The sequence below is a fragment of the Halobacillus litoralis genome (genome assembly GCF_020524025.1).
Classification (GTDB): domain Bacteria; phylum Bacillota; class Bacilli; order Bacillales; family Halobacillaceae; genus Halobacillus; species Halobacillus litoralis_D.
On sequence record NZ_JAIVKN010000002.1, the window covers coordinates 626,014 to 652,093 of the forward strand.

The 26,080-nt window shown below is 42.1% G+C and carries 25 protein-coding genes and 1 riboswitch; of the genes, 5 read left to right on the forward strand and 20 right to left on the reverse strand.

Annotated features, from left to right (window positions below):
• Window positions 1-17: 17 nt before the first annotated feature.
• Window positions 18-314: a YwdI family protein gene (locus tag LC036_RS09620; RefSeq protein WP_226581524.1), complete on the reverse strand. Its 297-nt coding sequence runs from the start codon at window positions 312-314 to the stop codon at window positions 18-20.
• Between the two features lie 130 nt (window positions 315-444).
• Window positions 445-1,782 carry a sodium-dependent transporter gene (locus tag LC036_RS09625; protein ID WP_226581526.1) on the reverse strand — a complete coding sequence of 446 codons (1,338 nt, stop codon included), beginning with the start codon at window positions 1,780-1,782 and terminating at the stop codon, window positions 445-447.
• A gap of 418 nt (window positions 1,783-2,200) precedes the next feature.
• On the opposite strand from LC036_RS09625, the gene LC036_RS09635 reads away from it, so the two are divergent.
• Window positions 2,201-2,932, forward strand: coding sequence for a TIGR02206 family membrane protein (locus LC036_RS09635; protein WP_226581531.1), 732 nt, complete (start codon window positions 2,201-2,203; stop codon window positions 2,930-2,932).
• A 22-nt stretch (window positions 2,933-2,954) separates the two neighbouring features.
• On the opposite strand, the gene LC036_RS09640 is transcribed toward LC036_RS09635, so the two are convergent.
• From LC036_RS09640 to LC036_RS09660, 5 genes are all read right to left on the reverse strand, one after another.
• The gene (locus tag LC036_RS09640; RefSeq protein WP_226581533.1) at window positions 2,955-3,527 is read right to left on the reverse strand and encodes a heme-copper oxidase subunit III; all 573 of its coding nucleotides are present in this window, start codon (window positions 3,525-3,527) and stop codon (window positions 2,955-2,957) included.
• Window positions 3,524-5,431: a cytochrome c oxidase subunit I gene (ctaD, locus tag LC036_RS09645; RefSeq protein ID WP_226581535.1), complete on the reverse strand. Its 1,908-nt coding sequence runs from the start codon at window positions 5,429-5,431 to the stop codon at window positions 3,524-3,526. The genes LC036_RS09640 and ctaD overlap by 4 nt, the downstream gene beginning before the upstream one ends.
• A 24-nt stretch (window positions 5,432-5,455) precedes the next feature.
• Window positions 5,456-6,151 (reverse strand): cytochrome c oxidase subunit II, encoded by a 696-nt coding sequence (coxB, locus tag LC036_RS09650; RefSeq protein WP_226581536.1) that lies wholly within the window; start codon window positions 6,149-6,151, stop codon window positions 5,456-5,458.
• Between the two features lie 155 nt (window positions 6,152-6,306).
• Entirely contained in the window at window positions 6,307-6,615 is a 309-nt protein-coding gene (locus LC036_RS09655; protein ID WP_226581538.1) for a phasin family protein, read from the reverse strand.
• The gene (locus LC036_RS09660; protein ID WP_226581540.1) at window positions 6,612-8,276 is read right to left on the reverse strand and encodes an ABC1 kinase family protein; all 1,665 of its coding nucleotides are present in this window, start codon (window positions 8,274-8,276) and stop codon (window positions 6,612-6,614) included. The genes LC036_RS09655 and LC036_RS09660 overlap by 4 nt, the downstream gene beginning before the upstream one ends.
• 465 nt (window positions 8,277-8,741) lie before the next feature.
• Between LC036_RS09660 and LC036_RS09665 the strand changes: the two genes are divergently transcribed.
• Both LC036_RS09665 and LC036_RS09670 read left to right on the forward strand, forming a co-directional pair.
• A complete protein-coding gene (locus LC036_RS09665) occupies window positions 8,742-9,638 on the forward strand; it encodes a GNAT family N-acetyltransferase (RefSeq protein ID WP_226581542.1) in 897 nt (298 codons plus the stop codon).
• A 20-nt stretch (window positions 9,639-9,658) separates the two neighbouring features.
• The gene (locus LC036_RS09670; RefSeq protein WP_226581544.1) at window positions 9,659-10,525 is read left to right on the forward strand and encodes a fructosamine kinase family protein; all 867 of its coding nucleotides are present in this window, start codon (window positions 9,659-9,661) and stop codon (window positions 10,523-10,525) included.
• Window positions 10,526-10,528: 3 nt separating this feature from the next.
• On the opposite strand, the gene LC036_RS09675 is transcribed toward LC036_RS09670, so the two are convergent.
• Window positions 10,529-11,497 (reverse strand): YbgA family protein, encoded by a 969-nt coding sequence (locus tag LC036_RS09675; protein ID WP_226581546.1) that lies wholly within the window; start codon window positions 11,495-11,497, stop codon window positions 10,529-10,531.
• Window positions 11,498-11,693: 196 nt separating this feature from the next.
• On the opposite strand from LC036_RS09675, the gene LC036_RS09680 reads away from it, so the two are divergent.
• On the forward strand, window positions 11,694-13,046 hold the full coding sequence (locus LC036_RS09680) for a YjiH family protein (RefSeq protein ID WP_226581548.1): 1,353 nt from the start codon (window positions 11,694-11,696) through the stop codon (window positions 13,044-13,046).
• A 25-nt stretch (window positions 13,047-13,071) separates the two neighbouring features.
• On the opposite strand, the gene LC036_RS09685 is transcribed toward LC036_RS09680, so the two are convergent.
• The 8 genes from LC036_RS09685 to ribD all read right to left on the reverse strand — a co-directional run bounded on the left by LC036_RS09685 (window position 13,072) and on the right by ribD (window position 21,482).
• Window positions 13,072-13,737 (reverse strand): type 1 glutamine amidotransferase domain-containing protein, encoded by a 666-nt coding sequence (locus tag LC036_RS09685; RefSeq protein ID WP_226581550.1) that lies wholly within the window; start codon window positions 13,735-13,737, stop codon window positions 13,072-13,074.
• A gap of 72 nt (window positions 13,738-13,809) precedes the next feature.
• Complete coding sequence (locus LC036_RS09690) at window positions 13,810-14,826, reverse strand: acyltransferase family protein (protein ID WP_226581552.1); 1,017 nt, start codon at window positions 14,824-14,826, stop codon at window positions 13,810-13,812.
• Window positions 14,827-15,017: 191 nt separating this feature from the next.
• Window positions 15,018-16,262, reverse strand: coding sequence for an aminopeptidase (locus tag LC036_RS09695; protein ID WP_226581554.1), 1,245 nt, complete (start codon window positions 16,260-16,262; stop codon window positions 15,018-15,020).
• A gap of 138 nt (window positions 16,263-16,400) precedes the next feature.
• Window positions 16,401-17,825 carry a cryptochrome/photolyase family protein gene (locus tag LC036_RS09700; RefSeq protein WP_226581556.1) on the reverse strand — a complete coding sequence of 475 codons (1,425 nt, stop codon included), beginning with the start codon at window positions 17,823-17,825 and terminating at the stop codon, window positions 16,401-16,403.
• A 220-nt stretch (window positions 17,826-18,045) separates the two neighbouring features.
• Window positions 18,046-18,513, reverse strand: a complete 468-nt coding sequence (gene ribE / locus LC036_RS09705; protein ID WP_226581559.1) for a 6,7-dimethyl-8-ribityllumazine synthase — start codon at window positions 18,511-18,513, stop codon at window positions 18,046-18,048.
• 16 nt (window positions 18,514-18,529) lie between these two features.
• Window positions 18,530-19,723, reverse strand: a complete 1,194-nt coding sequence (locus LC036_RS09710; RefSeq protein ID WP_226581561.1) for a bifunctional 3,4-dihydroxy-2-butanone-4-phosphate synthase/GTP cyclohydrolase II — start codon at window positions 19,721-19,723, stop codon at window positions 18,530-18,532.
• A gap of 11 nt (window positions 19,724-19,734) precedes the next feature.
• The gene (gene ribE / locus LC036_RS09715; RefSeq protein ID WP_226581564.1) at window positions 19,735-20,385 is read right to left on the reverse strand and encodes a riboflavin synthase; all 651 of its coding nucleotides are present in this window, start codon (window positions 20,383-20,385) and stop codon (window positions 19,735-19,737) included.
• Between the two features lie 2 nt (window positions 20,386-20,387).
• Window positions 20,388-21,482 (reverse strand): bifunctional diaminohydroxyphosphoribosylaminopyrimidine deaminase/5-amino-6-(5-phosphoribosylamino)uracil reductase RibD, encoded by a 1,095-nt coding sequence (gene ribD, locus LC036_RS09720; RefSeq protein WP_226581566.1) that lies wholly within the window; start codon window positions 21,480-21,482, stop codon window positions 20,388-20,390.
• A gap of 129 nt (window positions 21,483-21,611) precedes the next feature.
• Window positions 21,612-21,761: riboswitch (FMN riboswitch) on the reverse strand.
• Window positions 21,762-22,184: 423 nt separating this feature from the next.
• Between ribD and LC036_RS09725 the strand changes: the two genes are divergently transcribed.
• A complete protein-coding gene (locus LC036_RS09725) occupies window positions 22,185-23,846 on the forward strand; it encodes a glycoside hydrolase family 13 protein (RefSeq protein ID WP_226581569.1) in 1,662 nt (553 codons plus the stop codon).
• A gap of 106 nt (window positions 23,847-23,952) precedes the next feature.
• On the opposite strand, the gene LC036_RS09730 is transcribed toward LC036_RS09725, so the two are convergent.
• The 4 genes from LC036_RS09730 to LC036_RS09745 all read right to left on the reverse strand — a co-directional run bounded on the left by LC036_RS09730 (window position 23,953) and on the right by LC036_RS09745 (window position 25,806).
• Window positions 23,953-24,402 (reverse strand): OsmC family protein, encoded by a 450-nt coding sequence (locus LC036_RS09730; protein WP_226581571.1) that lies wholly within the window; start codon window positions 24,400-24,402, stop codon window positions 23,953-23,955.
• Entirely contained in the window at window positions 24,399-24,596 is a 198-nt protein-coding gene (locus tag LC036_RS09735) for a hypothetical protein (protein ID WP_226582538.1), read from the reverse strand. Before LC036_RS09735 ends, LC036_RS09730 begins: the two co-directional genes overlap by 4 nt.
• Window positions 24,593-24,790, reverse strand: a complete 198-nt coding sequence (locus LC036_RS09740) for an SE1561 family protein (protein WP_226581573.1) — start codon at window positions 24,788-24,790, stop codon at window positions 24,593-24,595. The genes LC036_RS09735 and LC036_RS09740 overlap by 4 nt, the downstream gene beginning before the upstream one ends.
• A gap of 239 nt (window positions 24,791-25,029) precedes the next feature.
• Window positions 25,030-25,806, reverse strand: a complete 777-nt coding sequence (locus LC036_RS09745; RefSeq protein WP_226581575.1) for a TerC family protein — start codon at window positions 25,804-25,806, stop codon at window positions 25,030-25,032.
• Between the last annotated feature and the right edge of the window lie 274 nt (window positions 25,807-26,080).

Genomic DNA, 26,080 nt, shown 5'->3' on the forward strand with positions numbered 1-26,080 from the left:
TTACATTCCCCTTCTCTTTAAAAATCGAAGATGGAAGAACCATTGGCTTCTTCATGATCAATTTTTGTTTGTGGCTGACTCTGTTTAGGCGGCTGCTTATCCGCACCCATCATTTTACGTATTTCATCTACCGTGGGCTCTTGAACAGAAGACTCAGGCTGATGGTTCCCTGTCCCCTCATCCAATAGGAGATCTGCTAAAAGTTTAACTGAACGCACATGTTCCCGGACTTTTTGTTCATTCCCGTGTTGAAGCATGGCCTCCTGTATCTCACTCGACATTTTCTTTAGGACCGTTTGATTTGTGATCGCCATGATCTCTAAACTCCTTTTTCTTAAAATGGTACTCTGTCGTAGTTTAACATGCCCGCCATCGTTCTGTCCTTCGCTTAGAGACAGTTCCAAAGAATGTTAAAAAACCCCCGGCTGCTGCCGGAGGTCGCATTTAAATAACACCGATTTTATTTAAGAAGATTAATACGATCAAAAACGGAGCTAAATATTTAACAATGGGATACCATATTTGACCAATAAAGGAACCAGTTAAATCGGTCGCTTCCAGAGCTTCTGATTTTTTAAAGTACCAGCCTACTAACAAGGCCATCGAAAGGCCGCCAAGGGGGAGAAGAATATTCGATGCAATATAGTCCATCGAATCGAGAATATTAAGATCTCCAATTGGAGTTACGCCGGACCAGATTCCAAAACCTAAGGAAACACTGATGCCCATGACGAACATAATGCTCCCCATGATTACACTAGTTGCAAAGCGTGACCAGCCCAGCACCCTCATGAAATAAGCGGTCGGCACTTCAAGAATAGATACAGAAGAAGATAAGGAAGCCAACACTAAGGCAAAGAAGAACACCAGACCAACAATGCCTCCAAAAGGCATTTGCTCAAATATACTTGGAAGTGTAATAAAAACAAGCGGCGGACCAGAACTTGGATCTATACCAAAAGCAAAGACAGCCGGGAAGATAACAAGCCCTGAGATGACAGCAAAAAATGTGTCCATCAGCCCAATCCCCAGCGTCGCACTAGGCAGCTTGTTTTCTTTCTTTAAATAGCTTCCATATGTCAGCATAGCTCCCATTCCAAGACTTAAGGAGAAGAAAGCCTGTCCTAATGCCGCAATATAAATAGACGGATCACTTAAGGCTGTCCAATCCGGGCGGAATAAGAATTTAACTCCTTCTGATGCACCTTCTAAAGAAAGACTGAAAAAGGCCAGACCGATTAAAATGACAGCCAGTAACGGCATGAAGATTTTGTTCGCACCCTCAATTCCTTTTTTCACTCCACTTAACACAATAACAATCGTTAGAATCATAAATAGCGCTGTCCACGCAATCGGATGCCACGTATGTGTAATAAATTGACCAAAGGCCCCTTCATACCCAGATGCAGGCGATGTAAAGAATGATCCATTTAAATAATTCCAGAAATAAAAGATCGCCCATCCGGCTACGACAGCATAAAAACTTAAAATTAAGAATGCACTTCCTATTCCGAAGAATCCAGTTAGATACCAAGGGGTTTTAGGCGCTAACTTCTGGAAAGATCCAATGACATCACTTTCCGCTTTTCTACCTATACTGACTTCTGCCAATAATAAAGGTACACCGATTAATAGAACAAAAAGCAGATACAAAAGTAAAAAGGCTCCTCCACCATTGTTCCCTGCAACAAAAGAGAATCTCCATATATTACCCAGGCCGACAGCAGAACCCATAGCGGCCAGCATAAAGCCTAATTTTGTACCCCATTTTTCTCTTGCCATCCTACACTCAACTCCTCTCACTCATGTAATTATTGAACCGACTCTTCTTTTTGGTTCAATGAAATATTCATCAGCATACCATAGAATGAGCAGGTGTCCATACATAATCTGAAATTTCATTTAATTTACAATCGATAATCAATATTGGAAGTGTTTACAGGAGATGAAATCCTTTTTCCCCTCTTCTTTTCCTTAAACTGCATACATTCTGATCCTGAAGATTTCAAAACGTATGATGAAGGGAGTTCTTTCGTTTTAAAGCCATAAGCGTCACACGCTCTTGGGAAAGCCGGATTCCAAGTGGTACGAAAATGCTGGCAGCGAAAACAGTTGACTTTGTTCATGACCATCCTCTACCTTCATAAAATAGTATGGTAGAATCATAGCATAGTTGACCCACTGTCTCGAGGAGGACCTTATGGATACATGGTTTAGTGCACGTATTGATGAATCGTTTACCACCTTTGGCGCAAGCCACCTTGTCATGCTCGCCATTTATGTCATTGTTTCAGTGTTTATTCTCTCTACCCCGGCTGTTAGAAAGAGGTCCACCCGCTTCCATACCCTGTTACGCGTGATTTTCCTCAGCCTGCTTATTTTGTCAGAAGTCAGCTATCAAGTGTGGACAATCCTGCACGGATACTGGATGGAAGGCAGTCATTTACCTCTTCATTTATGCGGCATAGCTTCCTTAGTAGGCGTCTTCGCGCTGCTCACCTATCATCCAAAGCTTATTAAGATCACCTATTTCATTGGTATACTGCCGGCCGCCATTGCTCTTATCACACCGGACATCCCTCATGATTTCCAGCATTTCCGATTTTGGAAATTCTTTGTTCACCATATGGCGATCTCATGGACGGGTCTGTTTTTAATTGTCTCAACGACGGTGAAAATTAAATGGCGTGACTTCCTTGAAACATTTCTGTACCTGGGGATTTATAGTATTCTTATCCATTTATTCAATCAGTATACGGGAACGAATTACTTATATCTTGAAGGCCCCCCCATTCCCGGCACACCGTTGGATTGGATGGGAAATGGCATCGCGTATACCGCTACTCTGGTTATGACCGCGTTTTCCCTTTTTGCTGTCATGGTTATATTCTATAAGCTCGCTGGAACCAAGAAGAGGACAGTCAACGAATAGACTGTCCTCTTTCTTATAAAGCTTAAAATAAATAGGGGGCATAAACGATACATATAATCAGCACCCATATAACATCAACAAAATGCCAATAATAGTTAAAGATCTTATGTTTCTCTATAAACAAAGCTCTAGGAAGCTGCTTTGTAAACTGAAACATAAGCAGGATCATCCACGCCAGACCAAAAGCCACATGCGATGCATGAAGACCTACCAACACATAAAAAGAAGACAGGAAATTGTTCATCGAAAGAGTGTATCCTTCACTCCAATATTTATAGAATTCATGGACTTCCAATACCATAAACGCGCCCCCAAGAAGGAAAGTCGCACCAAGGCCAATCCATATTTTCATCCGGCTCCAATTTTTCAGTCCCCGCTCTGCAATGAGAAGCGTCCCGCTGCTTGAAAGAAGGAAGATGGAAGTCAGAACGACTGTACGCAGCTCATAAACTTCCGAAGGGTCCGCACCTCTTGAAGCTGGTGTGTAAATGATATACGTAGCAAACAGTGTAGCAAACATAATCGCCTCTACAACTAAATATAAAAAGAACCCCAGTCGTTTATCTTCAAACAGATAAGCTGTGTTCTCCTTCATGATTCCTCCTCCTCCCGATAGGTTTTTTCCCTCTCATCCGTAAGGGATCTGAGAATGAAGAAACCTAAGGCTAAAGATCCGCCAATCACCTGCATCCAAACCCACTGATAAATAAAACCTATACTCATAAATATGAGGATGCCGGCTAATACCAAAGGTTGAATGGTCTTAACCGGTATAGGCGAAGGCCTTATCTCTTCGGAAGAAGGCAAAGGTTTCTTATCTAATTTGCTATACCAATACGCATCAATGGAATCTACTTTCGGAATTGGATGGAAAGGGTGCTCGGAGGGTGGAGAATCCACCGTCCATTCAAGCGTCCTTCCGTCCCATGGGTCAGGTCCCACTTTATCTGTATATCGATGAGTCTTATATAAATTCCAAGCGACAAACAGCATACTTGCCCCCATTAAAAATGCTCCAATTGTACTTACGAAATTCAACAGGAATAATCCATCTTCCCACGTATACGTATACACCCGACGAGGCATACCATTTAAACCGGCAAAATGCTGAGGCATAAATGTGAGGTGAAAGCCAATAATAAAGAGCCAAAAATGCCATTTCCCCAACTTCTCATCCAGCATTTTCCCGGTCATTTTCGGATACCAATAATATATTCCTGCAAAAGCTCCCAAAATGGTACCGCCGATCATTGTGTAATGAAAGTGAGCGACAACAAAATAAGAATCGTGGTATTGATAGTCAGCAGCTGCTACGGCTAACATAACGCCGGTAACTCCGCCGATAACGAAGGTTGGAATGAACCCAAGTGAAAACAACATGGGCGTAGTAATCCGTACTACTCCTCTTCGCATTGTAAATAGCCAGTTAAATATCTTTATACCCGTGGGCACAGCAATCAGCATAGTGGTTATAGCAAAAATCGCATTAGCCAGAGCCCCGAGGCCAACCGTAAACATATGGTGCGCCCAGACCATAAAGCCTAGAAGACCAATGAGGCATATGGCGATAACCATGGAAGTATACCCATATACTCTTTTCTTGGAGAAAGTAGAAATAATGTCGGAAAAGATACCAAAAGCCGGTAAAATAAGAATGTAAACCTCAGGATGACCAAAAATCCAAAACAAATGCTGCCAGTATACAGGATTTCCATACTCCCCAAGAAAAAAGGACGTCCCATACAGGCGGTCAAACGTCAGTAAGAGGAGCGAAATGGTTAAGACTGGGAAAGCAATTAATATAAGGATAGATGTAATTAAGGTGGCCCATGAGAATAAAGGCATTCGTGTCATTTTCATTCCAGGCGCACGCAGTCTGACAATCGTCACAATCATATTGATCGCTGTAAATATAGTCCCAAGCCCTGATATCTGCAAACCAAATATGTAGTAATTGTTATTCGGGCCCGTTGTATAGGTGTCTGTTGCCAAAGGAGCATAGGAAGTCCAGCCTGCATTCGGAGCAGCATTAAAAAAGAAGGCCATGTTGAAAATAACCCCGCCCGCAACAAACAGCCAGAAACTAATCGAATTTAAATAAGGAAAAGCAAGATCATTGGCTCCCAGCTGAAGCGGGACCGCTATGTTCATTAAACCTATCAGGAGCGGCATCGCAACAAAAAAGATCATAACTGTCCCATGTGTTGTAAATACTTCATTGTATTTTTGAGACTGAAAAACCCAGAACTCATTTTCTGGAACAGCTAACTGCGTGCGGATAAACATAGCATCCATACCCCCACGGATAAAGAAAACCATAGCAAGCAAAATATACATGGTTCCAATTTTACGATTATCTGTTGTTGTCACATACTCTCCCACGAGAGGCCACTTTCTTCTGGAAGTCATCCACCACATAATAAAAATACCTAATAAAACTGTGACAATCCAGGATACAACAATATCTGAAGGTACTTCCCCTATAAAAGGTACATTCATTTCCCTCCCTCCTTCTTTACTCTTTTATTCTTTTTTAAGCCAATCATCAAAAGCGCTTTGTTCAACTACTTTCGTTTCAAATCTCATTAGTGTATGTTTTGCACCACAAAATTCTGCACACTTCCCTTGATAAACACCTGTTTCTCCCGGTTTAAATGAAAGTCTGGTTTCTTCACCAGGAAGCACGTCAATTTTCCCCGATAAGTTTGGTACCCAGAACGAATGAATGACATCATTCGAAGTGAGTCGAAACTGTACTTCCTGGTCAACGGGCAGGATCAGTTCATCAAACGATTCTTTTCCATTCTCATAAACAAACTTCCAATTATACTGCTGTGCTTCAACATTCACGACCATGACATCACCTTGAGTTTCCTCAACGTTCCCTGACACTTTGGCTGTCAATTCATATGTAGCTTTAACGGTTGGGACGGCAAGGATTGCAAGTAAGATGAACGGGAGAACTGTCCATGTAATTTCCAGCCATTTACTTTCCTTCTCATTAGCAGGAATTGTTCCTCTAGTTTCCGGTGTTTCACGAAATTTTGATAAGAAACGAAAGAATAAAATGAAGACAACGATCAGCACGAGCATCATTAAGCCAAAACTTAAATAAATTAAATCGGTTAAAGTTTCAGCTGTATCACTTTTAGGATCCAGCACCCTCATCTGGCAGCCGCTTAAGAAAATTATCCCTAAGACCATAACTATCTTTCTCAACCCATCACCTCCCGTTTGAAAAAATGTTTTTTCAGAATAATATCTCAGCCTAGTAATTTCTTATTACCTCATTCCATAAAAATGAAACGTCTTCAACATTATTGAAAAACACACAAATAACCCCGGCCCCATAAAACAGGGGCCGGGGTTATTTGTCATTTTCCGTGCAGGTTTTCTAACCTTTTAATTCGTGCTTCCAATATTTCATATTCTTCTTTTGATACAAAGCCAAGCTCTTTCATCTGGTCCTGAAATTTTGCCTTCGCCTGCTCATTCCATTCCTTGTCTTTGCTTTCTCCTTTTGTTATCCAATTGTTCATCCTGTTGTTTATCATCGATTTGGCTTGAGATGGGCTGATCTCCCCTCTTTTCACCATTTCCTCCACCATTTTTTCAAACTTCTCCTTACCGCTCAGAGCTGCACCCAATCCTAAGTGAAACCCTTTTTTCAATAAATCACTCATCCTTCATTCCTCCTATTATGATGAATTCGTTTGAGCATTCTTACGTGACTGATAGAGCAAATGAAAAAACCAAACAGTCCAACTACCGCCAGGCTGCTGCCTATCCACAAACTTGGCAGGACAGGGACAATCATTGTGTAAAATAGTGCCCCTCCCCCCGATGCCAGCACTAAGAGAGAGAGAAACGTGTAAAAAAGGTAGTACTGATGAAACAACTGATTCTTTTGGTGGTAACTCTTCCATTCCCTCTCCTTGTCGCCGTCCTCAAGAAACTCAATGAGAGCACGTGGCAAAGACAGAAGAGGTCTTGCCGTTTCTTTAATTACATCTTTATACAAAGAGTAATTGGAATCATTACCCGAAACCCACTCTCTAATGACCGGCCGCCCCCATTGAATTAAATCAATCTGTGGATATACACTGCTCAGGACTCCGACGATGATGGAAGTTGCACGTCCCAGAAAAGCGTAATCCGCAGGGAGCTGTATCGGTTGTTCTTTGACAAACTGCTGCACATCTTCAAGCATATCATTCATCATATGTGCATCCAGCTTGTCAAAGTTCCCTTCTAAGTACATATCAGTGGTCTGCTTTAACAATTTTTTCACTTTTTCCGTATCAGCATCAGGTAAAAGAAAGTCCATTTCCTGCAAAGCTTCTATTACACGGTCATAATCATCGAGAATAAACCCTTGAATCATCGTCCGTATCGAATTTGCATCTTCATTCTTTATTTCACCGACCATGCCAAAGTCAATCATAACGATCGTTCCATCTTCCTTTAACATGATGTTTCCTGGGTGAGGGTCGGAATGAAACATACCTGCATATAAAAACTGCTCCACACACAAATCGAACAATCTATGGGCTGTTTTTTCACGATCAATGCCGTTCTTCTTTATAAATGATATGTCTGTTATTTTAGCTCCTTCGATCCATTCCATAACAAGGACACGCTTCGTCGATAAATCAGAATAGTACTCTGGAATATAAACGTCCGGGAAGTCTTTAAACCTTTTTTTGAAATGGATTCCATTATCTAATTCCATTGTAAAATCAAGCTCATTACTAATTACACGGACTACTTCTTGATACAAAGCTGGTAAATCTGCTTTTTTTCCGTAGATTGTAAAGCGATCAACCACCCAGAACACAATTTTCAGTGCTTTAAAGTCCATACGAAAGGAATCTCTCACCCTATACCTCTGGACCTTGACAGCAACCGGTGTCCCATCTTTTAATTGTGCCTTGTAAACTTCACCAATTGAAGCAGAAGCGACAGCAGCCTCGTCTATAGAGGACAAATATTCTTCCATAGGAGCATTCCAATCCTGCTCCATTATCTTCTTTGAGTAAGAGAAAGGGATCGGTTCGACCCGGTCTACGAGCCCTTCCAATTCTTTAATAAAAGATTTCGGAAGAAGGTCGCCTCGCGAGCTGAGAAACTGACCGAACTTAATGAGCAGCCCCCCAAGCGAAACCGCTTTTTTACGATATTCCTCTGCCTGCTCAGCCAGCATGTCTTCCCATTTTTTCTTCGTATCTTGATTCCATATTTTATGTCTTTTCCCAAACCAATAGATCTGCACTAAGAATTTCAGAGACATCCAGACAATTACGGTAATTCTGTATATGGATATGTACTTCAATCTCTGCCCCATCCTTCGTCCTCCTTCCGCCTGCTATTTCTTACTTTTCCCCTTCGGAAAGCTCATCAATCATCCTATATAGACACTCGAGGTCATAAGCCGCTGTCTTTCGTGAGGGAAATGCGCCTCACATAAGCCTTCGTCTTATGCTTGTCGTGTCTATCAGAACGGTTGCACTTTTATTTTTATCCAGTTCCACCGTTCAGACACTCGAGGTCATAAGCCGCTGTCTTTCGTGAGGGAAATGCGCCTCACGTAAGCCTTCGTCTTATGCTTGTCGTGTCTACCAGAACGGTTGCACTTTTAATATTATCCAGTTCCACCGTTCAGACACTCGAGGTCATAAGCCGCTGTCTTTCGTGAGGGAAATGCGCCTCACGTAAGTCTTCGTCTTATGCTTGTCGTGTCTACCAGAACGGTTGCACTTTTAATATTAACTATGTAAGAATTTGTTTATAAAGAAAGGGTGGTTACATGATGCAGATTCGTGAGTTGGAAGTTAGGGAATTACATAAAGTAGCAGAATGGCTGTTTCAAATGAATGAACAGGATCATCATTACGTAGCTTGGCTTGCCTCAGATCAAAATGAGATCTTTGAACAAATTTGGACGTTGACGCAATTTAAAGAACCTCTGGCTTACGTTGCCTGGGAAGGAAATGAGATTATCGGCTTTATGGGACTTCTACCTTTCTTCGAACAAAAGCTGTGCCGTCTTCTCGGCCCTTTCGCTCTGGAGAATCAAGAGGAAGTCATTGAACGCTTGTGGGAGAAAGCTTCGTTAACAGCTCAACTTCATTTTGATGTTGTCAAAGTGGCCTGCTTCGCAAAGAATGAAGCTCTTGTTACTTTTGCCCAACATCATGATTTTGAATTATATAATGTAGAAAAAACGCTGGCTGTCCACCACACATCCTATACACCTACGAAGGATAAGGGTCAAAAGGTTGTGGATCTTCACCTGGAAGATTACTCCAACCTCCACCGTCTTCATCCAACGGCAGCTTATTATACAACAGACGAAATGCTTCATTTGGCACAGAAAGAAGGAAATCATATATGGGGGTATATGGAAGATGGGGAACTAATTGGGTACCTCTATCTTGAGACCATCTCTCCTGATGAGGAAGGGGAAATTTGCTTTGTAAATGTTCTTCCATCTAAAAGAAGTGCTGGTGTTGGAACGACACTCATGAATCACGCATTACAATACGCGTTTTTCGCCCTCCATTTAGATGTCGTCACCATCTCCGTCCGCACTCAAAATAAACAGGCAGAGGAACTTTATAAGCAACTGGGCTTTACAGAATCTCACACCATTTATGCATTTCAAAAATCCTGGAAACCCGTGTCATCCTCTTCCCACCTTCACTGATATAAAAAAGGAGGCTTCATATGGAAAACCATATTCGTGATGCTTTAACTAAAGTGAAAGATTCGAGCTCTCTCAAGAAGTTCAATTCTATCCAAGGGGGAGACATTAATCAGGCATTCTATGTCGAAACAGAAAAGCAGTCGTACTTCATTAAGGTAAACGAAGGCGTCCCTTCTCACTTTTTCCAGGTAGAAGCTGATGGGTTGGAAGCTATTCGCGAAACACGTACCATCCGGGTGCCGGATGTGTACTATTATGACATCCCCCGTAGTAAGGAGACAGCAGCCCTCGTCATGGAATGGATTGAGCCCGGATCTTCTGATTCACCTGAAAAACTGGGCAGGCAGCTTGCACAGCTGCATCAAAACTGCGCCTCTCAATATGGTTACGGCGCAAAAACCTTCGTTGGGAAATTGGATCAGCCAAATGAATGGGAACGTTCCTGGGTTGACTATTATCGCAATCACAGGCTGGGGAGACAGTTGGAAGCTGGAATTACAAAAGGAACCATAAATAAAAAACGGCGCACCGGCCTTGAACAAGTGATAGAGAAGCTAGATCACTATCTGCCCGCTGATCCCAAGCCCTCTTTGCTGCATGGAGATCTCTGGGGTGGAAACTGGATGACAGATATGCAGGGCAGTCCTGTACTCATTGATCCATCTATTTTATATGGAGATCACGCTTTTGAGTTAGCTTTCACAGAGCTTTTTGGAGGATTCCCCCAATCATTTTACGATGCGTATCAGGAAAACTTTCCACTGCCCGACAGCTATGAAGAAACCAAACCTTTATACCAGCTGTTTTATCTGCTGGTCCATTTAAACATGTTCGGAGAAATGTATGGTCCCCCTGTGGACCGCATTATCAATCATTTCAGTGATTAATGCTCAGGAATAGGCTCTCCCTTTTCCTGAGTCTGATATTTCCAAAAGATCTGAAGGGTACGGGTTAAAGTATGTCTGTTTAATCAGATAGCTGCTTTGAAACCGTGCAGACCAACAGTTCAATACACTAATCACTGCACTCAGTGGTACTTTTTCGTCCCGATACTGATCAAGCAGGTCGGAGAAACTTTCCTTCTCCGCTTTCGTCAACTCTTTCTTGAAATACCCGGCAATATGCTGACAGACATTTATATGAGCACTTGCCTTTGCCGGCTTTTGCATTAAAGCATGAAGAAGATGTTCGTAATAACGGATTACTTCCTCGAAATTATTATGGTTGTGATTAGCGACGACCTGTCCCATTTTCTTCAATGTGCCGGGATGGTAGGCCATAAATAAGTACTTATTATCTGCATGAAACTGCTGAAGGGCGTGCGTGGTATTCTTTCTCTTAACTTCCCGGAATCCTGCTAATGTAAATAGTTTGGTCAGAAAGTGGTGTCTCAGCGTGAAATTCTTCAGTCTTCCTTCTTCTTCTATGGCCAGTCCGCCATGACGGCTGATGATTTCTTTTGCAAAGAAGCCGGCAGTCTTTCCTACAACTTGAGAATTCCCCTCACTTTGATATACCTTTACATCCTGCACCCCACATGTTGGGGAACGATTCTTCATCAAGAAGCCATCCACATCAGGGAGATGATCAAAAAAGTCTACAGAGAACTCACTCATTTTCTCTGTTAAATCTTCTCCCGTTTTAGGCTGGACCAACCGTTCTTCTTCGCCACGGACAACTCGAATCACATCTCTAGGTACGCCTAACCCAATTTCCACCTCCGGGCAAACCGGAATAAACTCTACATGGTTCTGCATACGCTGCACAGCTTTATCTGGGATCACCGCTCCGTTATAACGTACTTCTTCAAATTCCAGACACCGGCTGACGACAACCTTAGGTGTAGGAAAGTTCTCCATACCAATCATCTCCGTTCTCACAAAAATTCTAGTATTTTAAAGTTTCCCGGCAGGTACAAAGAGGTAAACATATACAACCCATTTCTCTACAAATTTCCTATTGGTTTTTGTCGGAAAACATAATAGAATAGGTAATGTTGTATATTTATTCTTTAATGTTTATAAATAAAACAAACAATGTCAGGAGAGATTTTGGATGAAAGCTACAGATTTCAAAGCATCATCGCATTTACGTTTCATCATTCCATCCTTGATCGGAATATTCTTGTTCATGTTTCCGATTTCAGGGGAAGATGGAGCCATTACCATACCGATTGCCATTTTAGCTGGATGGTTAGAAACATGGCTTGCTGGATACTTATCCCTGATCATGACGATTATTATATCAATTACAGCTGTTGGTACAGTCCTCGCTAAAATTGGTGGTCCTAATGCTTTAAGGAATTATCCTTTTTTCCATTCTTTATTTAATGTTCCACCTGTCTGGGTGGTTACTCGAATTTTAGGTATGATCTTTGCTATAATGGTTTATTTTCAAATTGGACCTGAAGCAATCACATCCGGAAACACGGGCGGGTTACTGCTTGATTCCTTACTTCATGTCTTGTTTGCTGTCTTCTTATTTGCGGGGTTATTTCTGCCGCTTCTTTTAAATTATGGACTGCTGGAGATGTTTGGCGTTATATTAACAAAAATTATGCGCCCGCTTTTCCGTTTACCGGGTCGGTCTTCTATCGACTCTCTTGCATCATGGTTAGGAGACGGAACGATTGGTGTCCTTCTTACTAGTAAGCAATATGAAGAAGGGTATTACACCAAACGGGAAGCTGCTGTCATCGGGACAACCTTCTCTGTTGTTTCTATTACCTTCAGTCTTGTGGTTATTAAGGAAGTAGGACTTGGAGATATGTTTATTCCTTTCTACCTCACCGTTGCATTTGCAGGCTTCATCGCTGCTTTAATTATGCCAAGAATCCCGCCTCTATCCAGAAAAGCGGATACGTATGTTACTGAGGAAGCCGCTGATGAAAATGAAGAAATACCAGAGCATCATAACGTGTTTTCTTATGGCTATGCTAAAGCTGTAGAAAGAGGGAGTAAATCTACAGGGCCGGTAGAATTTATAAAACAAGGAATGCAGAATATCCTTGATATGTGGATGGGCGTTGCCCCTATTGTAATGGCTTTAGGTACGATTGCCTTAGTGATTGCTGAATTCACACCGTTTTTCACTTGGATCGGCATGCCTTTTATTCCACTGTTGGAACTTATGCAGGTCCCCTATGCCCAGGAAGCTTCAGAAACAATTCTTGTAGGATTTGCGGATATGTTCCTGCCAGCTATTATCGGTGCCTCCATTGAAAGTGAAATGACGCGCTTTATTATAGCGTCTCTATCAGTCACTCAGCTTATTTATATGTCTGAAGTTGGTGGATTGTTATTGGGCTCTAAAGTACCAGTGAACATGAAAGACCTGTTCATCATTTTCCTTGAGCGTACGATTATTACATTGCCAATTATCACACTTATTGCTCATTTCTTATTCTAAAAATAAAAACGCTAAGCCTCGAGGCTTAGCGTTTTTTTAATTCCTCTATCACTTTTTGTGCCGTACTTAAACTTGATTGTGGATTTTGTCCTGTAACAAAGGGAGCATCTACAACCACATAGTCTTCATAAGGATTATCTTTCTTATAGTCCGCCCCTGCTTCTTTCAGACGATCCTCTAGAGAGAACGGGACAACGGATGTTAATCCCGTCTCTTCCTCTTCTTCATTTGTGAAACCTGTAATTTTCTTTCCTTCAATGAGCTGTTGACCATTATGATCTTTCACACCAATAAACCCTGCCGGTCCATGGCAGACAGAAGCAATCACTTTCTGCTCTGTCAAGAAATGCCGAAGAAGTTCCTCCAGCTGTTCATTTTCCGGAAAATCATACATCGTTCCGTGACCGCCACAAAGAAAAATACCCGCAAATTCTGTTGGATCTACATCCGCCAGAGTCATCGTGTGATCAATCGGTTTCATCACGCCGTCCCATACTTTAGGGAGCCGGTTACTGTAGCTGTTCGGATCAATGGGAGGCCGACCCCCGTTAGGACTGGCAGCTACCACGTCATATCCTGCTTCCTGAAATTCTGTAGCAGGTTCTACAAACTCAGATAACCATAACCCCGTTTTATGTTCTCCGTCCATTTGGTCGACGTTCGTCACAATCATAAGAATTTTTTCTGCCATGCCAACCAACCTCCTTATAAATATCTTTCCTATTATTCACAAGGAGGTCTGATTCCATCCATAAAGAAAAACTCACGACGAGAAAAACGTATCTTTCTGCGTAGAACGATGCCACCAAGCTTTTAAGAGCTGAACGCGTCCTTCAATCATAGGTTGTGTAACTGTACGAATGAAACTGCTTGAAAGCAGATAAACAATACCGGCAGCAACAATCGCAAGCCCTATTACATCCATCATATGATTAACACTGAACCAGCCCGCCTGGCGGAAAAATTGAATAAAGAAACCATGGAGCAGATACACATATAAGGTTTTTCCACCAAGATAAGTGAAACGATAGTGTTTGTTAGGAATCCAAGCCATCACGCTGACCACCATAACTGCCGCAAGGAAATAAACACCTAATCGGATAAGTCCCCCCATTTCTGGACTATCCAGCACAGCATACGACTTCGAACCGAGCAGCCATCCTGAGGTGAATGTTGGGGACATCGCAATGAAAGCAGCAACCCCCGTCATTACTACAAGACTTATCTCCTTAATTCGACGCGTTCTCCATTTATAGACATGGTCTTTCGTCAACCAATACCCAGCTAAGAAGAACGGAAAAAAGACAAAGGTGCGCGAGAGACTGAAATGGTGACCAACATCAGTGAAGTACCCAACTAATATTCCAATTTGAACCGCAATTGAAACTCCCAGTATTGGTGGAACTTTTTTAAACCAATACAGAAGAATATGCCAGCAAAAAAGGCTGAATAGAAACCATAGAGACCAATGGGGATAGAAGATTCCATCAAAACCATCCCCCTTGCCGATGAAAAAGTAATACCCTGTATAGACGAGTTGAAAGATGAGATAAGGCAGAATCAGTTTTTTAGCAAGCTGTATTATATAATCCTTTTCTCCTGACCCCTTTGCAAAAAAACCAGCAAGAAAAATAAAGGCCGGCATGTGGAATGTATAAATCCATGTATAAAGCGTGTACATGGGTTTTGAGCCATCTGTAAATGGTTGAATCATGTGTCCGAAGACAACCAGAAAAATCAGGACTACCTTTGCATTATCAAACAAAGCATCACGCTTCATGCTGTCTCACCCTTCTTTTTTTAATTAACACTTAGAATACCTTACTTATTATTTATCACATTAAGAAGTCATTGTAGACAAGTTTATGGAGATTTAAAAGCATTGTAACAGTAATGTTATCTTCCGATATGTACTGTAATGAACGAAAACAATAGCAGAGACATCCGTTTTCGAATGTCTCTGCCGCTGTTTCAGGACTCAAAGTCAATGGCCCAGCTCCCTTTACGAAAAATGGGCTCGAATTCCCCTTCCTTGGTTTCACCATCAATATCTAATTCTTCAGATCCCATCATAAAATCTTCATGCACGAGACTATCGTTGACCCCGTGCGCTTCCATTTGTTCTTTGTTAAAAGAGGATCCGCCTCTTACATTTGTCGGATAAGCTTTCCCCAGCGCTAAATGGCAGGAAGCATTTTCATCATAAAGGGTGTTATAGAAAATATGACCAGCCTGAGAAATCGGTGACTCATTAGGGACGAGCGCTACTTCCCCCAGACGTTTAGCTCCATCATCGGTTTCTAACAAATGCTTCAGTGTGTCTTCACCAGATTCTGCTGAGTAATCAACCACCTGGCCATTTTCAAACGTCAACGTAAAGTTTTCGATGAGGTTGCCTCCATAATTCAAAGGTTTTGTACTTGTCACTTTCCCTTGAACACCGGTTTTATGTGGCATAGTAAATACTTCTTCTGTTGGTATGTTTGGATTGAATTCTGTTCCATTCACGGATTTTGTTGACCCACCGTGCCACACATGGCTGGGTACCAGTTCAATAGAAAGCTCTGTTCCCGGTGCTTTATAGTGAAGTTTCTTATATTGCTTCTGATTAAGATACTCTCGGGCCTGACGCAGACGCTCATTATGTTCTTCCCACGCTTGAATAGGATCGTCCTGATCAATTCTCGTAATTTGAAAGATCTGCTCCCATAGTTTGTCCTGGGCTTTTTCAGGAGGTGTTTCCGGAAATACCTTTTCAGCCCATGCCTGCTGTGGGTAGGCAATAATAGACCACGTGGTTTTGTCATTCATAATATAGTCCCGATAGGAAGACAAAGCTTCTGCACTTGCTTTGTTCGCTTTTGCCACCCTTTCTGGATCTACATTCTTAAACAAATCAGGGTTGGGACCGTAAACAGATAGTAAGGCATATCCGTCAGCGACCATTTCTTCCAATCCATCTGCTTTCCATTTTGGAAAGGACTCCAAAATCTCCATTGGAGCATTTTTCATCTTCATGTAACTCAGCATCTCATCATTCCACTCCACATGGACGTTTTTAGCCCCGCGCCCGTATGCTTTAGCTGAGATAATTCGTACAAGATCAGCAGCCTCAATGGGTGCATTAATAATTAAGCCTTGACCTCTTTGCAGGTTGACACCTTTCTTTAAAGCTAGATCCGCATATTTTTCTAATTGTTTCTTTTGATTATTCAATAGTAACCCCTCCAGCTGCTTGGTCTGTTTTTATATTTTTGGCGCTGTTAAAGTTCAACGTTTTTATTTTTTATTAGGTTTGTTAAGGACTTGAGTTGAGATAATTTTCATATTAAGTGTGCTCATCTAAAACGCGCATTATGTTTGTTCCTTAAACATTTCAATCGCTCGTACTCTCATTGTTTTATGATCCACAACAGGCTTAGGATAATCCTCCCCGATTATACATCCAGCTTCTTCTTGTTCATCTTTGGACATCTTACCTGGTTCATGAATGTATTTTTCTTTTACTTCTTTTAATTCCGGCATCCATTCTTTAATAAAACGGCCATGTGGATCGAATCGCTCTGACTGCCTCGTAGGATTGAACACACGAAAATAAGGAACTGGATCCGTTCCTGTAGAGGCTGCCCACTGCCACCCTCCTATGTTGGAAGCCGGATCGTAATCGATTAGTCTTTCAGAGAAATAACGCTCTCCTTCTCTCCAATCCATCAGTAAATCCTTAGTCAGAAAAGAAGCAACGGCCATTCTGAGTCTGTTGTGCATCCACCCTGTCTCATTGAGCTGCCTCATCGCCGCATCTATTAGAGGAAAACCCGTCTGTCCCTCCTGCCACTTGATTAGTAAATCATCATCATTGTTCCATGGAAGCCCGCGGTATTTTTCTACCACCTCTTTATTCTTGGATTCAGGATGATGATGGTAAATCATATTGTAGAAATCGCGCCAGGCTAATTCCGATATATACGCATCCACACCAGATGTGTTCTTCCGGAAGTCTACCCTGTCCTCAATGGTATGGTAAACGGTTCTTATGGAGACTGCCCCCGTCCGGAGATAACGTGACATAAGACTTGTTCCATCTACAGACGGATAATCTCTCCGTTCATCATAATCATAAATATCTGCGTCCAAAAACTGATCCAGTCTCTCTAGAGCATCTGCCTCACCAACACCAGGGAAATTACCACTCAACCGATTTATTAGCTGTTGATAAGCTTTTTCTCCTTTATTAAAAGAAGACTTCTTATCAATAGCAGCTGTTGAGAGCTTCTCATGATTAACCTTCTGGACCGCTGGTTTTTGCAGCTCTTTCCAGCTTTTTAAGTAAGGAGAGAATACTTTATAGAATCCCCCATCTTTCTTCCTCACTTCATCTGCTCCATGAATATGATGATCTACGTAGTGGTAAGCTTCAACATTCATAGAATCAAAAAAATCCAGCATATGATCATCACGTTTTTTTCCAAAACCAGTCTCATCACGATTGAAATAAATCATGTCCGCATCTGTTTTTTCCACAAGATCTGTGAACGCTTCCTCAATTTCACCTTCAAGAAAATGTACGGGGGCACCTGTTCCCTCTGCTTGATCTACAAAGGATTTCAAGGTTTGAAAAAAGTAGTCATGTCTTGGAGTAAACGTTTCATTTAATACAGGATGTATATGAAAAACAAGGACTATGTGATCGCCGTCCTTTGTATGTTCTATAGCTTTGGCCAGCGCGGTTTGATCGTTTAATCGTAAATCTCTACGAAACCATACAGCTCTTACAGTCATACCCCATCCTCCCTCTCTCTTTATCCTTCCTTTTTCCCTGTGGATATAAACTCAAATCATCATCCACTTATTCACATGTGGATATCTTCATTAAAGGAAGTACTTCCAGACTCTATACCATACAGGATCGTTTCGTTCCCAACGCCCTTACCCTGGAACCATCACAGAGTCAAACCATAAAAAAACTGCCCGAGCATAAACTCAGGCAGTTCGTCAGCTTTTATTCAAAGTTTTTCATCAGCGTAGCCATTTCAATAGCGGCTGTTGCAGCTTCCCAGCCTTTATTTCCAGCTTTTGTTCCTGCTCGTTCGATCGCCTGCTCAATCGTATCCGTTGTAATGACTCCAAAAATAACAGGAATCCCACTTTGCATCGATGCCTGGGAGACACCTTTAGCTGCCTCATTACAAACGTAATCGAAATGTGGAGTAGATCCGCGGATAACAGCTCCCAAAGTCACGACTGCATCGTACTTCCCGGAGTTTGCCATTTTGTTTGCAACCAAGGGAATTTCAAAAGCTCCCGGGACATGAGCGACTTCTACATCATTGACTTCCACGCCATGGCGTTTGAAAGCATCTACTGCTCCCTCATATAATTTTCCTGTGATAAAATCATTAAATCGCCCAACGACGATCCCAACTTTTAACCCTGTTCCTACAAGATTACCTTCTATTGTTTTTACCATACGTACAACTCCCTTTCTAGTAGTGGAATAAATGCCCCATTTTAGACTGTTTTGTTTTCAAGTATCGTTCATTTTCTTTTCTGGAATCCATTTGAATTGGAACCCGTTCAACGACTTCTAAGCCGAAGCCCCCGAGCCCTGATATCTTTTTGGGATTGTTCGTAAGAAGACGCAGTTTTGTGATTCCTAAGTCCTTCAATATTTGGGCGCCTACTCCATAGTCCCTAAGGTCTGGACCAAATCCAAGCTTTTCATTTGCTTCGACAGTATCGTACCCTTCTTCTTGAAGCTTATAGGCCTGAAGTTTATTCATCAGCCCGATCCCACGGCCCTCCTGGCGCATATAAAGCAGTACACCACTGCCGTTTTCGGATATCTGCCTTAAAGCATTATGAAGCTGCGGGCCGCAGTCACAGCGGTAGGACCCAAAGACATCTCCTGTCAGACACTCAGAGTGGACACGAACAAGCGTCGGCTCATCAGGGTTGATGTCGCCCTTAACAAGAGCGATATGATCTTTATAATCGATATCATTAGAAAAGCCGACCGCTTTAAAGTCTCCATACTCCGTCGGCATGTTTACTGTTACTTCACGTTTCACATGTTTTTCTTTTTCATGACGATACTGGATAAGGTCGGCAATTGTGATCATAGGGATATCGAATTCATCCGCCATTTTCCTAAGATCAGGTACGCGCGCCATTGTTCCGTCATCATTAATAATTTCACAAATGACTCCTGCCGGTCTCGCCCCAGCTAAACGGGCCAGGTCAACGGAAGCTTCTGTATGGCCGGCCCTCCGAAGAACTCCGCCTTCTTTTGCAATCAGCGGAAAAATATGACCGGGTTTTTGAAAATCAGATGCTGTCGTTTCACGATTAAGCATTTCTCTAATGGTTAATGCACGTTCTTCAGCAGAAATGCCTGTTGTCGTATCTTTATGGTCAATACTGACAGTAAAGGCGGTCTGGTTCGGATCTGAATTGTTATCCACCATAGGCATCAGTTCTAAATCCTCAGCCAGCTCATCCGTAATCGGTGCGCAGACAAGGCCTCTTCCGTATTTGATCATAAAATTAATCATTTCCGGCGTTGCATATTCAGCAACACCGACAAGATCCCCTTCATTTTCACGGTCCTCATCGTCACATACTATGACAAGCTTCCCCTGCTTCAAATCATCTATTGCTTTCTCAATTGAATCAAACATACTCTCACCTCTTATGCAAAGCCGTTATCAGCTAAAAACTGCTTAGACATCGCTGATTTCGGATGCTCATTTTGTTGTCCACTCAGGAAGTGAGCGACGTATTTCCCTATCATATCGCATTCAATATTTACGCGGTCACCAGGTCCTTTCCCTCCAAGAACTGTATGTTCCATCGTATGAGGGATTAATGAAATCGTAACCTTATCCTCTTCCACCCCAAAAACCGTTAATGACGTCCCATCTACTGCAATAGATCCTTTATAAACAAAGTAATGAATGAGTTCTTCAGGCAGCTGTACTTCATAATAGACAGCATTGGATTCTGGTTTTTTCGAAACGATCTTTCCGGTTCCATCAATATGACCGGAAACAAGATGCCCCCCAAAGCGCCCCCCTGCTGCCATCGCTCGTTCTAAATTTATCGGGTCGCCTTGCTTTAGTTCATGAATATTGGTAGCGCGGTAAGTTTCAGGCATGACATCAAAAGAAATGGTGCCATCAGTCAAATCTGTAACGGTCAGGCATACTCCGTTAACAGATATACTATCACCCAGCTTCGCATCCTTCAGCACGACATCTGCTGACACCTTCACTTCCAGCGCTTCTGTTTTGTTTTTCACAGATTTAAGTGTACCTATCTCCTCTACAATTCCTGTAAACATAATCATTCTCCTCTTTTCAAAGAAACGATTTTAATATCTTCTCCCACTAACTCATTAGAAACAATTTCAAAGGATCTCACATCTTTTAACTGGTGAATGCCTTTACCAGCCACCGGGGTCAATGCTTCTTTTCCACCAATCAACTTGGGGGCAATGTAAGTAATTGTTTCATTTATTTTACCTGCCCGAACAAAAGAATCAGCGATTGTGGCTCCTCCTTCTACGAGAAGGGAAGTGACTTTCTGTTCTCCTAGATAACGAAGAACTTCCTCCACCGGAATCTGTTCAAAGTCGAAAGGTACCACACTTACGTGTGGTATTTGTTCGAAGTGCCTCTGTTTTTCATTCTCTGTATGACGACCGGTGAAAATCCAGGTCGGCGCTTCGTTATTTTCTATAAGCTGTGATGTAACAGGCGTCTGTAAATGGGTGTCAAGAATGATACGGATGGGATTGCGTCCCTTTCCCTCTATCCTTGTCGTTAATTTAGGATCATCCATAAGGACCGTGTTAATTCCTACAAGAATTGCATCTGACCGATGTCTGTACGAATGACCGTCCTGCCGCGCTTCTTCCCCTGTAATCCATTGACTTTCTCCAGACGAGGTAGCGATCTTCCCATCCAGACTCATCGCCGACTTCAAACGGACATAAGGTTCTTTCATTTTTATATAATGAAAGAAGGCACGGTTCAGTTCATCCGCTTCTTTTTTCATAACACCCGTCTTTACTTCTAATCCATGTTCCCTCATTTTTTGGATACCTCTGCCGGCTACTTTGGGATTAGGATCAGATGAAGCAATGACAGCACGCTGGATACCCGCTTTCACTACAGCCTCTGCACATGGAGGAGTCTTTCCATAATGACTGCAGGGCTCAAGTGTCACATAAATCTCTGCCCCCCGCGCCTTCTCACCAGCCATTCTAAGTGCGTGGACTTCCGCATGAGCCTCCCCCGCTTTCACATGGACACCTAAACCAACGACTTGATTATCCTTGACTACTATGGCAGCCACGGATGGGTTTGGACTTGTCTGCCCGATTGTCTCTTTTGCCATCTCGATAGCCATGCCCATGAATCTCTCGTCTCGACCCATTTTCTTCACCTGCGCTTTAATAAAAAAATAGACCCTGAAGAAGTTATACTTCCCCAGGGTCTTTGACGTAAAATTTGCGTACACAAAATAAAGGGTACACGTTTCGTTAATCTGTACCTTTTACGTTTCCTTAACCTTCTCCCATCCAGACTCTCACTGTCGGCTTTGGAATTTCACCAAATCAGGAAGAACCGTGCTTCACACTGATTCTTCGTCGCGGGCTCGGAGCTGCTGCTCATTACCGCCGGCTGGGATTTTCACCCGACCCCGAAGGTTCTCTTATGCGTTTGTGATCCTATATATTAAATATATAGGAAAAACAAAAACCACGCAATTCTAATGAACTCTAATTTTATAATTTTTATAAAGTGTTGAAACAAACCTGTCTTAAGATCGAGCAGGTCCTTCTGCATAAAAAACGATTGAATGTTTTCTACCTTTTCATCTCCCGCTTTGTTCCTGTCCTCTCTTTAGAACCGAACTATAAAATCGTATTCTTTCTATTGTAAAAATTCTAGAAATCAGCTAGTATTAAAACCACTAGGAAAACGTTTGCACAAACAGTATTTTAAAGCTGTGAAAGTATTTGAAATAAGTCTTAAATATAAGTATATAGAAATGAATCCCAAAGTTTAAAGCACAAATGAAAACGTTTGCATTGGATTGGGTTAAGATATACTAATAAGAAATGAGGGGAACTTTATGGAACGTGTTTGGTGGAAAGAAGCTGTTGGCTATCAGGTGTATCCTCGCAGTTTTCAAGATTCAAATGGGGATGGAATTGGCGATCTTCAGGGTATGATCGGCCGTCTGGATTACCTGAAAGAAATGGGAATTGATTTTATTTGGATCTGCCCTATGTATAAATCCCCAAAAGATGACAATGGCTATGATATTTCAGATTATCAGGATATCCTGGATGAATTTGGAACGATGGAGGACTTTGATCAACTGCTGGAAGAAGTGCATAAACGGGATATGAAGCTGATTATTGATCTTGTCCTAAATCACACAAGTGATGAGCACCCATGGTTTATCGAATCAAGAAAATCTAAAGACAACCCTAAACGGGACTGGTACATTTGGCGGGACGGCAAGAAAGGGAAAGAACCAAATAACTGGGAAAGTATCTTTGAAGGTTCTGCCTGGGAATATGATAAGAAAACTGATCAGTATTATCTTCATGTTTTTTCTACGAAGCAGCCTGATTTGAACTGGGAAAACAGTGAAGTGCGGGAGGTCTTGTACGATACGGTCAATTGGTGGCTGGATAAAGGCATTGATGGTTTCCGCATTGATGCAATCAGTCATATTAAGAAACGACCAGGGTTACCCGATATGCCAAACCCTAAAAAAGAAACCTATGTCTCTTCTTTTGACATGCATATGAACCAGAAAGGAATTCACAAATTTTTGCAGGAATTCAAGGATCGCACTTATGCCAACTATGATGTTATGACTGTTGGAGAAGCAAATGGCGTCGATGCAGATGAAGCGGATTTATGGGTTGGAGATAACGGAAAGATGGATATGATCTTTCAATTTGAACACCTTGACTTATGGGATCAGGATGCAGAACAACAGCTTGATATTCCCGGGCTGAAAAAAGTTCTTACACGCTGGCAGAAGGCTCTTGAAGGTGATGGATGGAACGCTTTGTTTGTTGAAAACCATGACAAAGCCAGGGTTGTATCTACATGGGGGGATGATCGCGTATACTGGCGGGAAAGTGCTACTTCGATCGGGACTATGTATTTCTTCATGCAGGGGACCCCTTTTATATACCAAGGGCAGGAAATTGGTATGACGAACGTCGCCTTCCCTTCCATTGAAGACTACGACGATGTAGCCGCCAGAAATTTATACAAAACAAAGAAAGAAAAAGGGATGAAACATGAGGAAATCATGGAGATTCTATGGAATACGTCCCGGGACAACAGCCGAACCCCTATGCAATGGAGCAATGAACCACAGGCAGGGTTTACAACCGGAACCCCTTGGATAAAAATTAATTCCAATTATAAGAGCATCAATGTTGCCGATCAGCAGAAGGATCCGCATTCCATTCTCAGTTATTATAAGAAAATGATTCACCTAAAGAAAAAACACGATCTATTCACTTATGGAACTTACGATCTTATCCTCAAAGAGGATACCAGGATTTATGCTTATACACGCACACTTGGTGACAAGACTGCGCTCGTGATTTCTAATTTAACAGATCAAACCGCTGCCTTTGAGTCCACTTTTTCATTAAGTTCTGAGAACTTGATTTTGGCTAATCTTATCGTTGATGCACATAAGGACCTCACAGCCTTTACCTTGAAACCATTCGAAGCGAGAGTTTACTTGTTTCAATCCTAATGTTTAGAAAATACCTATATGCTATTCAGCAAGGGGCATTTAATCAAGTCCCTTGCTTTTTCATATGCATAAATAAAGGCAGCCACTCTACAGCGGCTGCCTTTATTTATGCATCTATTCTGGTATCAGCTTCTAATGTAAGTTCGACGTTTCCTTCAATCGCTCTGGAAATCATACAACTCTTTTCTGCTTTTTCTACCAGTCGATTTAATTTGGATAACTCCTGACTGCCTGCTTCTGAACTTAATACAACACGCGGTCTGTGGATAATCTGCTTATAAGTGAACACACCGTTCGTAACATCCACAATTCCCTCTGAGTTCATGTCCATTTCTTTTAGCGGCAGACCAGCACGCTCAATCATAGCAGCCAGGCTGATGATGTAACAGGTAGCGGCAGCGCCGAGTAGCATTTCGTCTGGATTCGTACCAACATCCGGGCCGTCCATACTTTTAGGAATGGATATTTCAGTCTTTAACTTGTCTGATTCAATAAAGCCGACTTCGTTTCTTCCCCCCGGCCAATCTGCTTTCAGATGAAAATGATGCAGCGTCATATTTTTCTCTCCTTTACACGGACTATTTTATTCTCCATGGCTGTAAATTCATAGCGGCCTCCATTGGTCGCTTGTATAAATGAGTGCTTTTTAACAAAGCCTGCTTTCTCATATAATTGTATCGCACGCTTATTGAATGAGGCGACAGCTTCTGCTTCATCCTGTAACATTTCCTTGAATCGCAGAGTACTCATCTTTCCCTCTGCTCCCAATCTTTCTTAAATCGATTCATTTTGATCTGCAGCTGTTCAATCATATTCAGGACACGTACGAAATCGTCCATATCCACTTCTTCAGGATCCATCGTTGTGACGACCTGATTCAACATTTGTATACGATTTTTTATATAATGAAACTGTTGTTGGGGATGCTCCGCTGCTTTTCCCATCCCACCCCTCCTTTACAAAGAACACATACCTTTATCTTAACTGCTCACCAAAAAGATGAAAAGAAAATGCATAGTGTTGAATTCCCTTTTTAGAAGAACACCCTTCTCTTAGAGATAATACTTAAGGTTTGTTCCCCCTCCAAGTCATCCTTATCCCAGGTTCGCCACTTCCAAGTGACTGCTGTAAAAAACTTCAAAAAAACAAGCGGGAATAGGTTCCACCGCTTGTCTTTCCTCCCTTATTCTTCATCCGTTTCTTTTTTACTCGATAAAAACCAGCCCAGAGCTGCAATGATGACAAGAACAGAATAGAAAATCACTTTCCACACGGTTGAATGGGCAAAGTGTTCATCTAAGATCTGGATATTTGGGTGAGCAAGCGTAGAAACAACCAGCTTGATTCCTACCCATCCAACGATGACAAAAGCGGCAATCTCTAAACCAGGTCTTGATTTAAGCAGTTTCACAAAGACGTTCGCCGCAAAACGCATAATGATAATCCCTATCATGCCGCCTGCAAGGATTACTGCGAATTGAGCCCCGTCCAAACTTCCGATAGAAGGCAGGTCTGTCTCTGGAAGAGCCACAGCCAGAGCTACGGCCGCAAGGATTGAATCGACCGCAAATGCAAGGTCTGCTAACTCTACTTTAAGTACAGTCATCCAGAAGCCTTTCCCCCGTTCTCCTTCCGCCTCTTCCCTTTCCTCTTCTTCCTCGTGACTGCTGCCATTTTTCACTTTTTCAATGAGGTGTTTCGCAGAGATGAATAGTAAATAAGCGGCACCTAAGGCTTGTACCTGCCAAACGTCTACAAGGAAAGAAATAATGAATAAGGAACCAAACCTAAGGATAAAAGCACCTACCAAACCATAGAACAATGCTTTTTTTCGTTTGTCTTCCGGCAGGTGTTTTACCATAATTGCCAGTACGAGGGCATTATCCGCAGCAAGGATTCCTTCCAATCCTACGAGAACTATCAAAACCCATCCGTACTCAATTAGTAATTGGACATCCACTTTTCCACTCTCCTTTTCATCCTATAAAAATGGTCCCAACCTGTATGGTAAGGACCAAATAAATAGACCTTTACCACGGCGGGTAAAGGTCTCGCTAACAACGTTCGTTGCCAATAAAGCCGGGGTACATTCCCGAAATGACGGCTTTATTGTACCAGCTACTCCCCTTCAGGAATACTACTATTTCATTCATCATAGCACGCACCCTTATTTTGTCAACGAATTCTACCCGCTTTATAGAGTACAATTAGTATGAGAGTCAGACTGTTTCCTT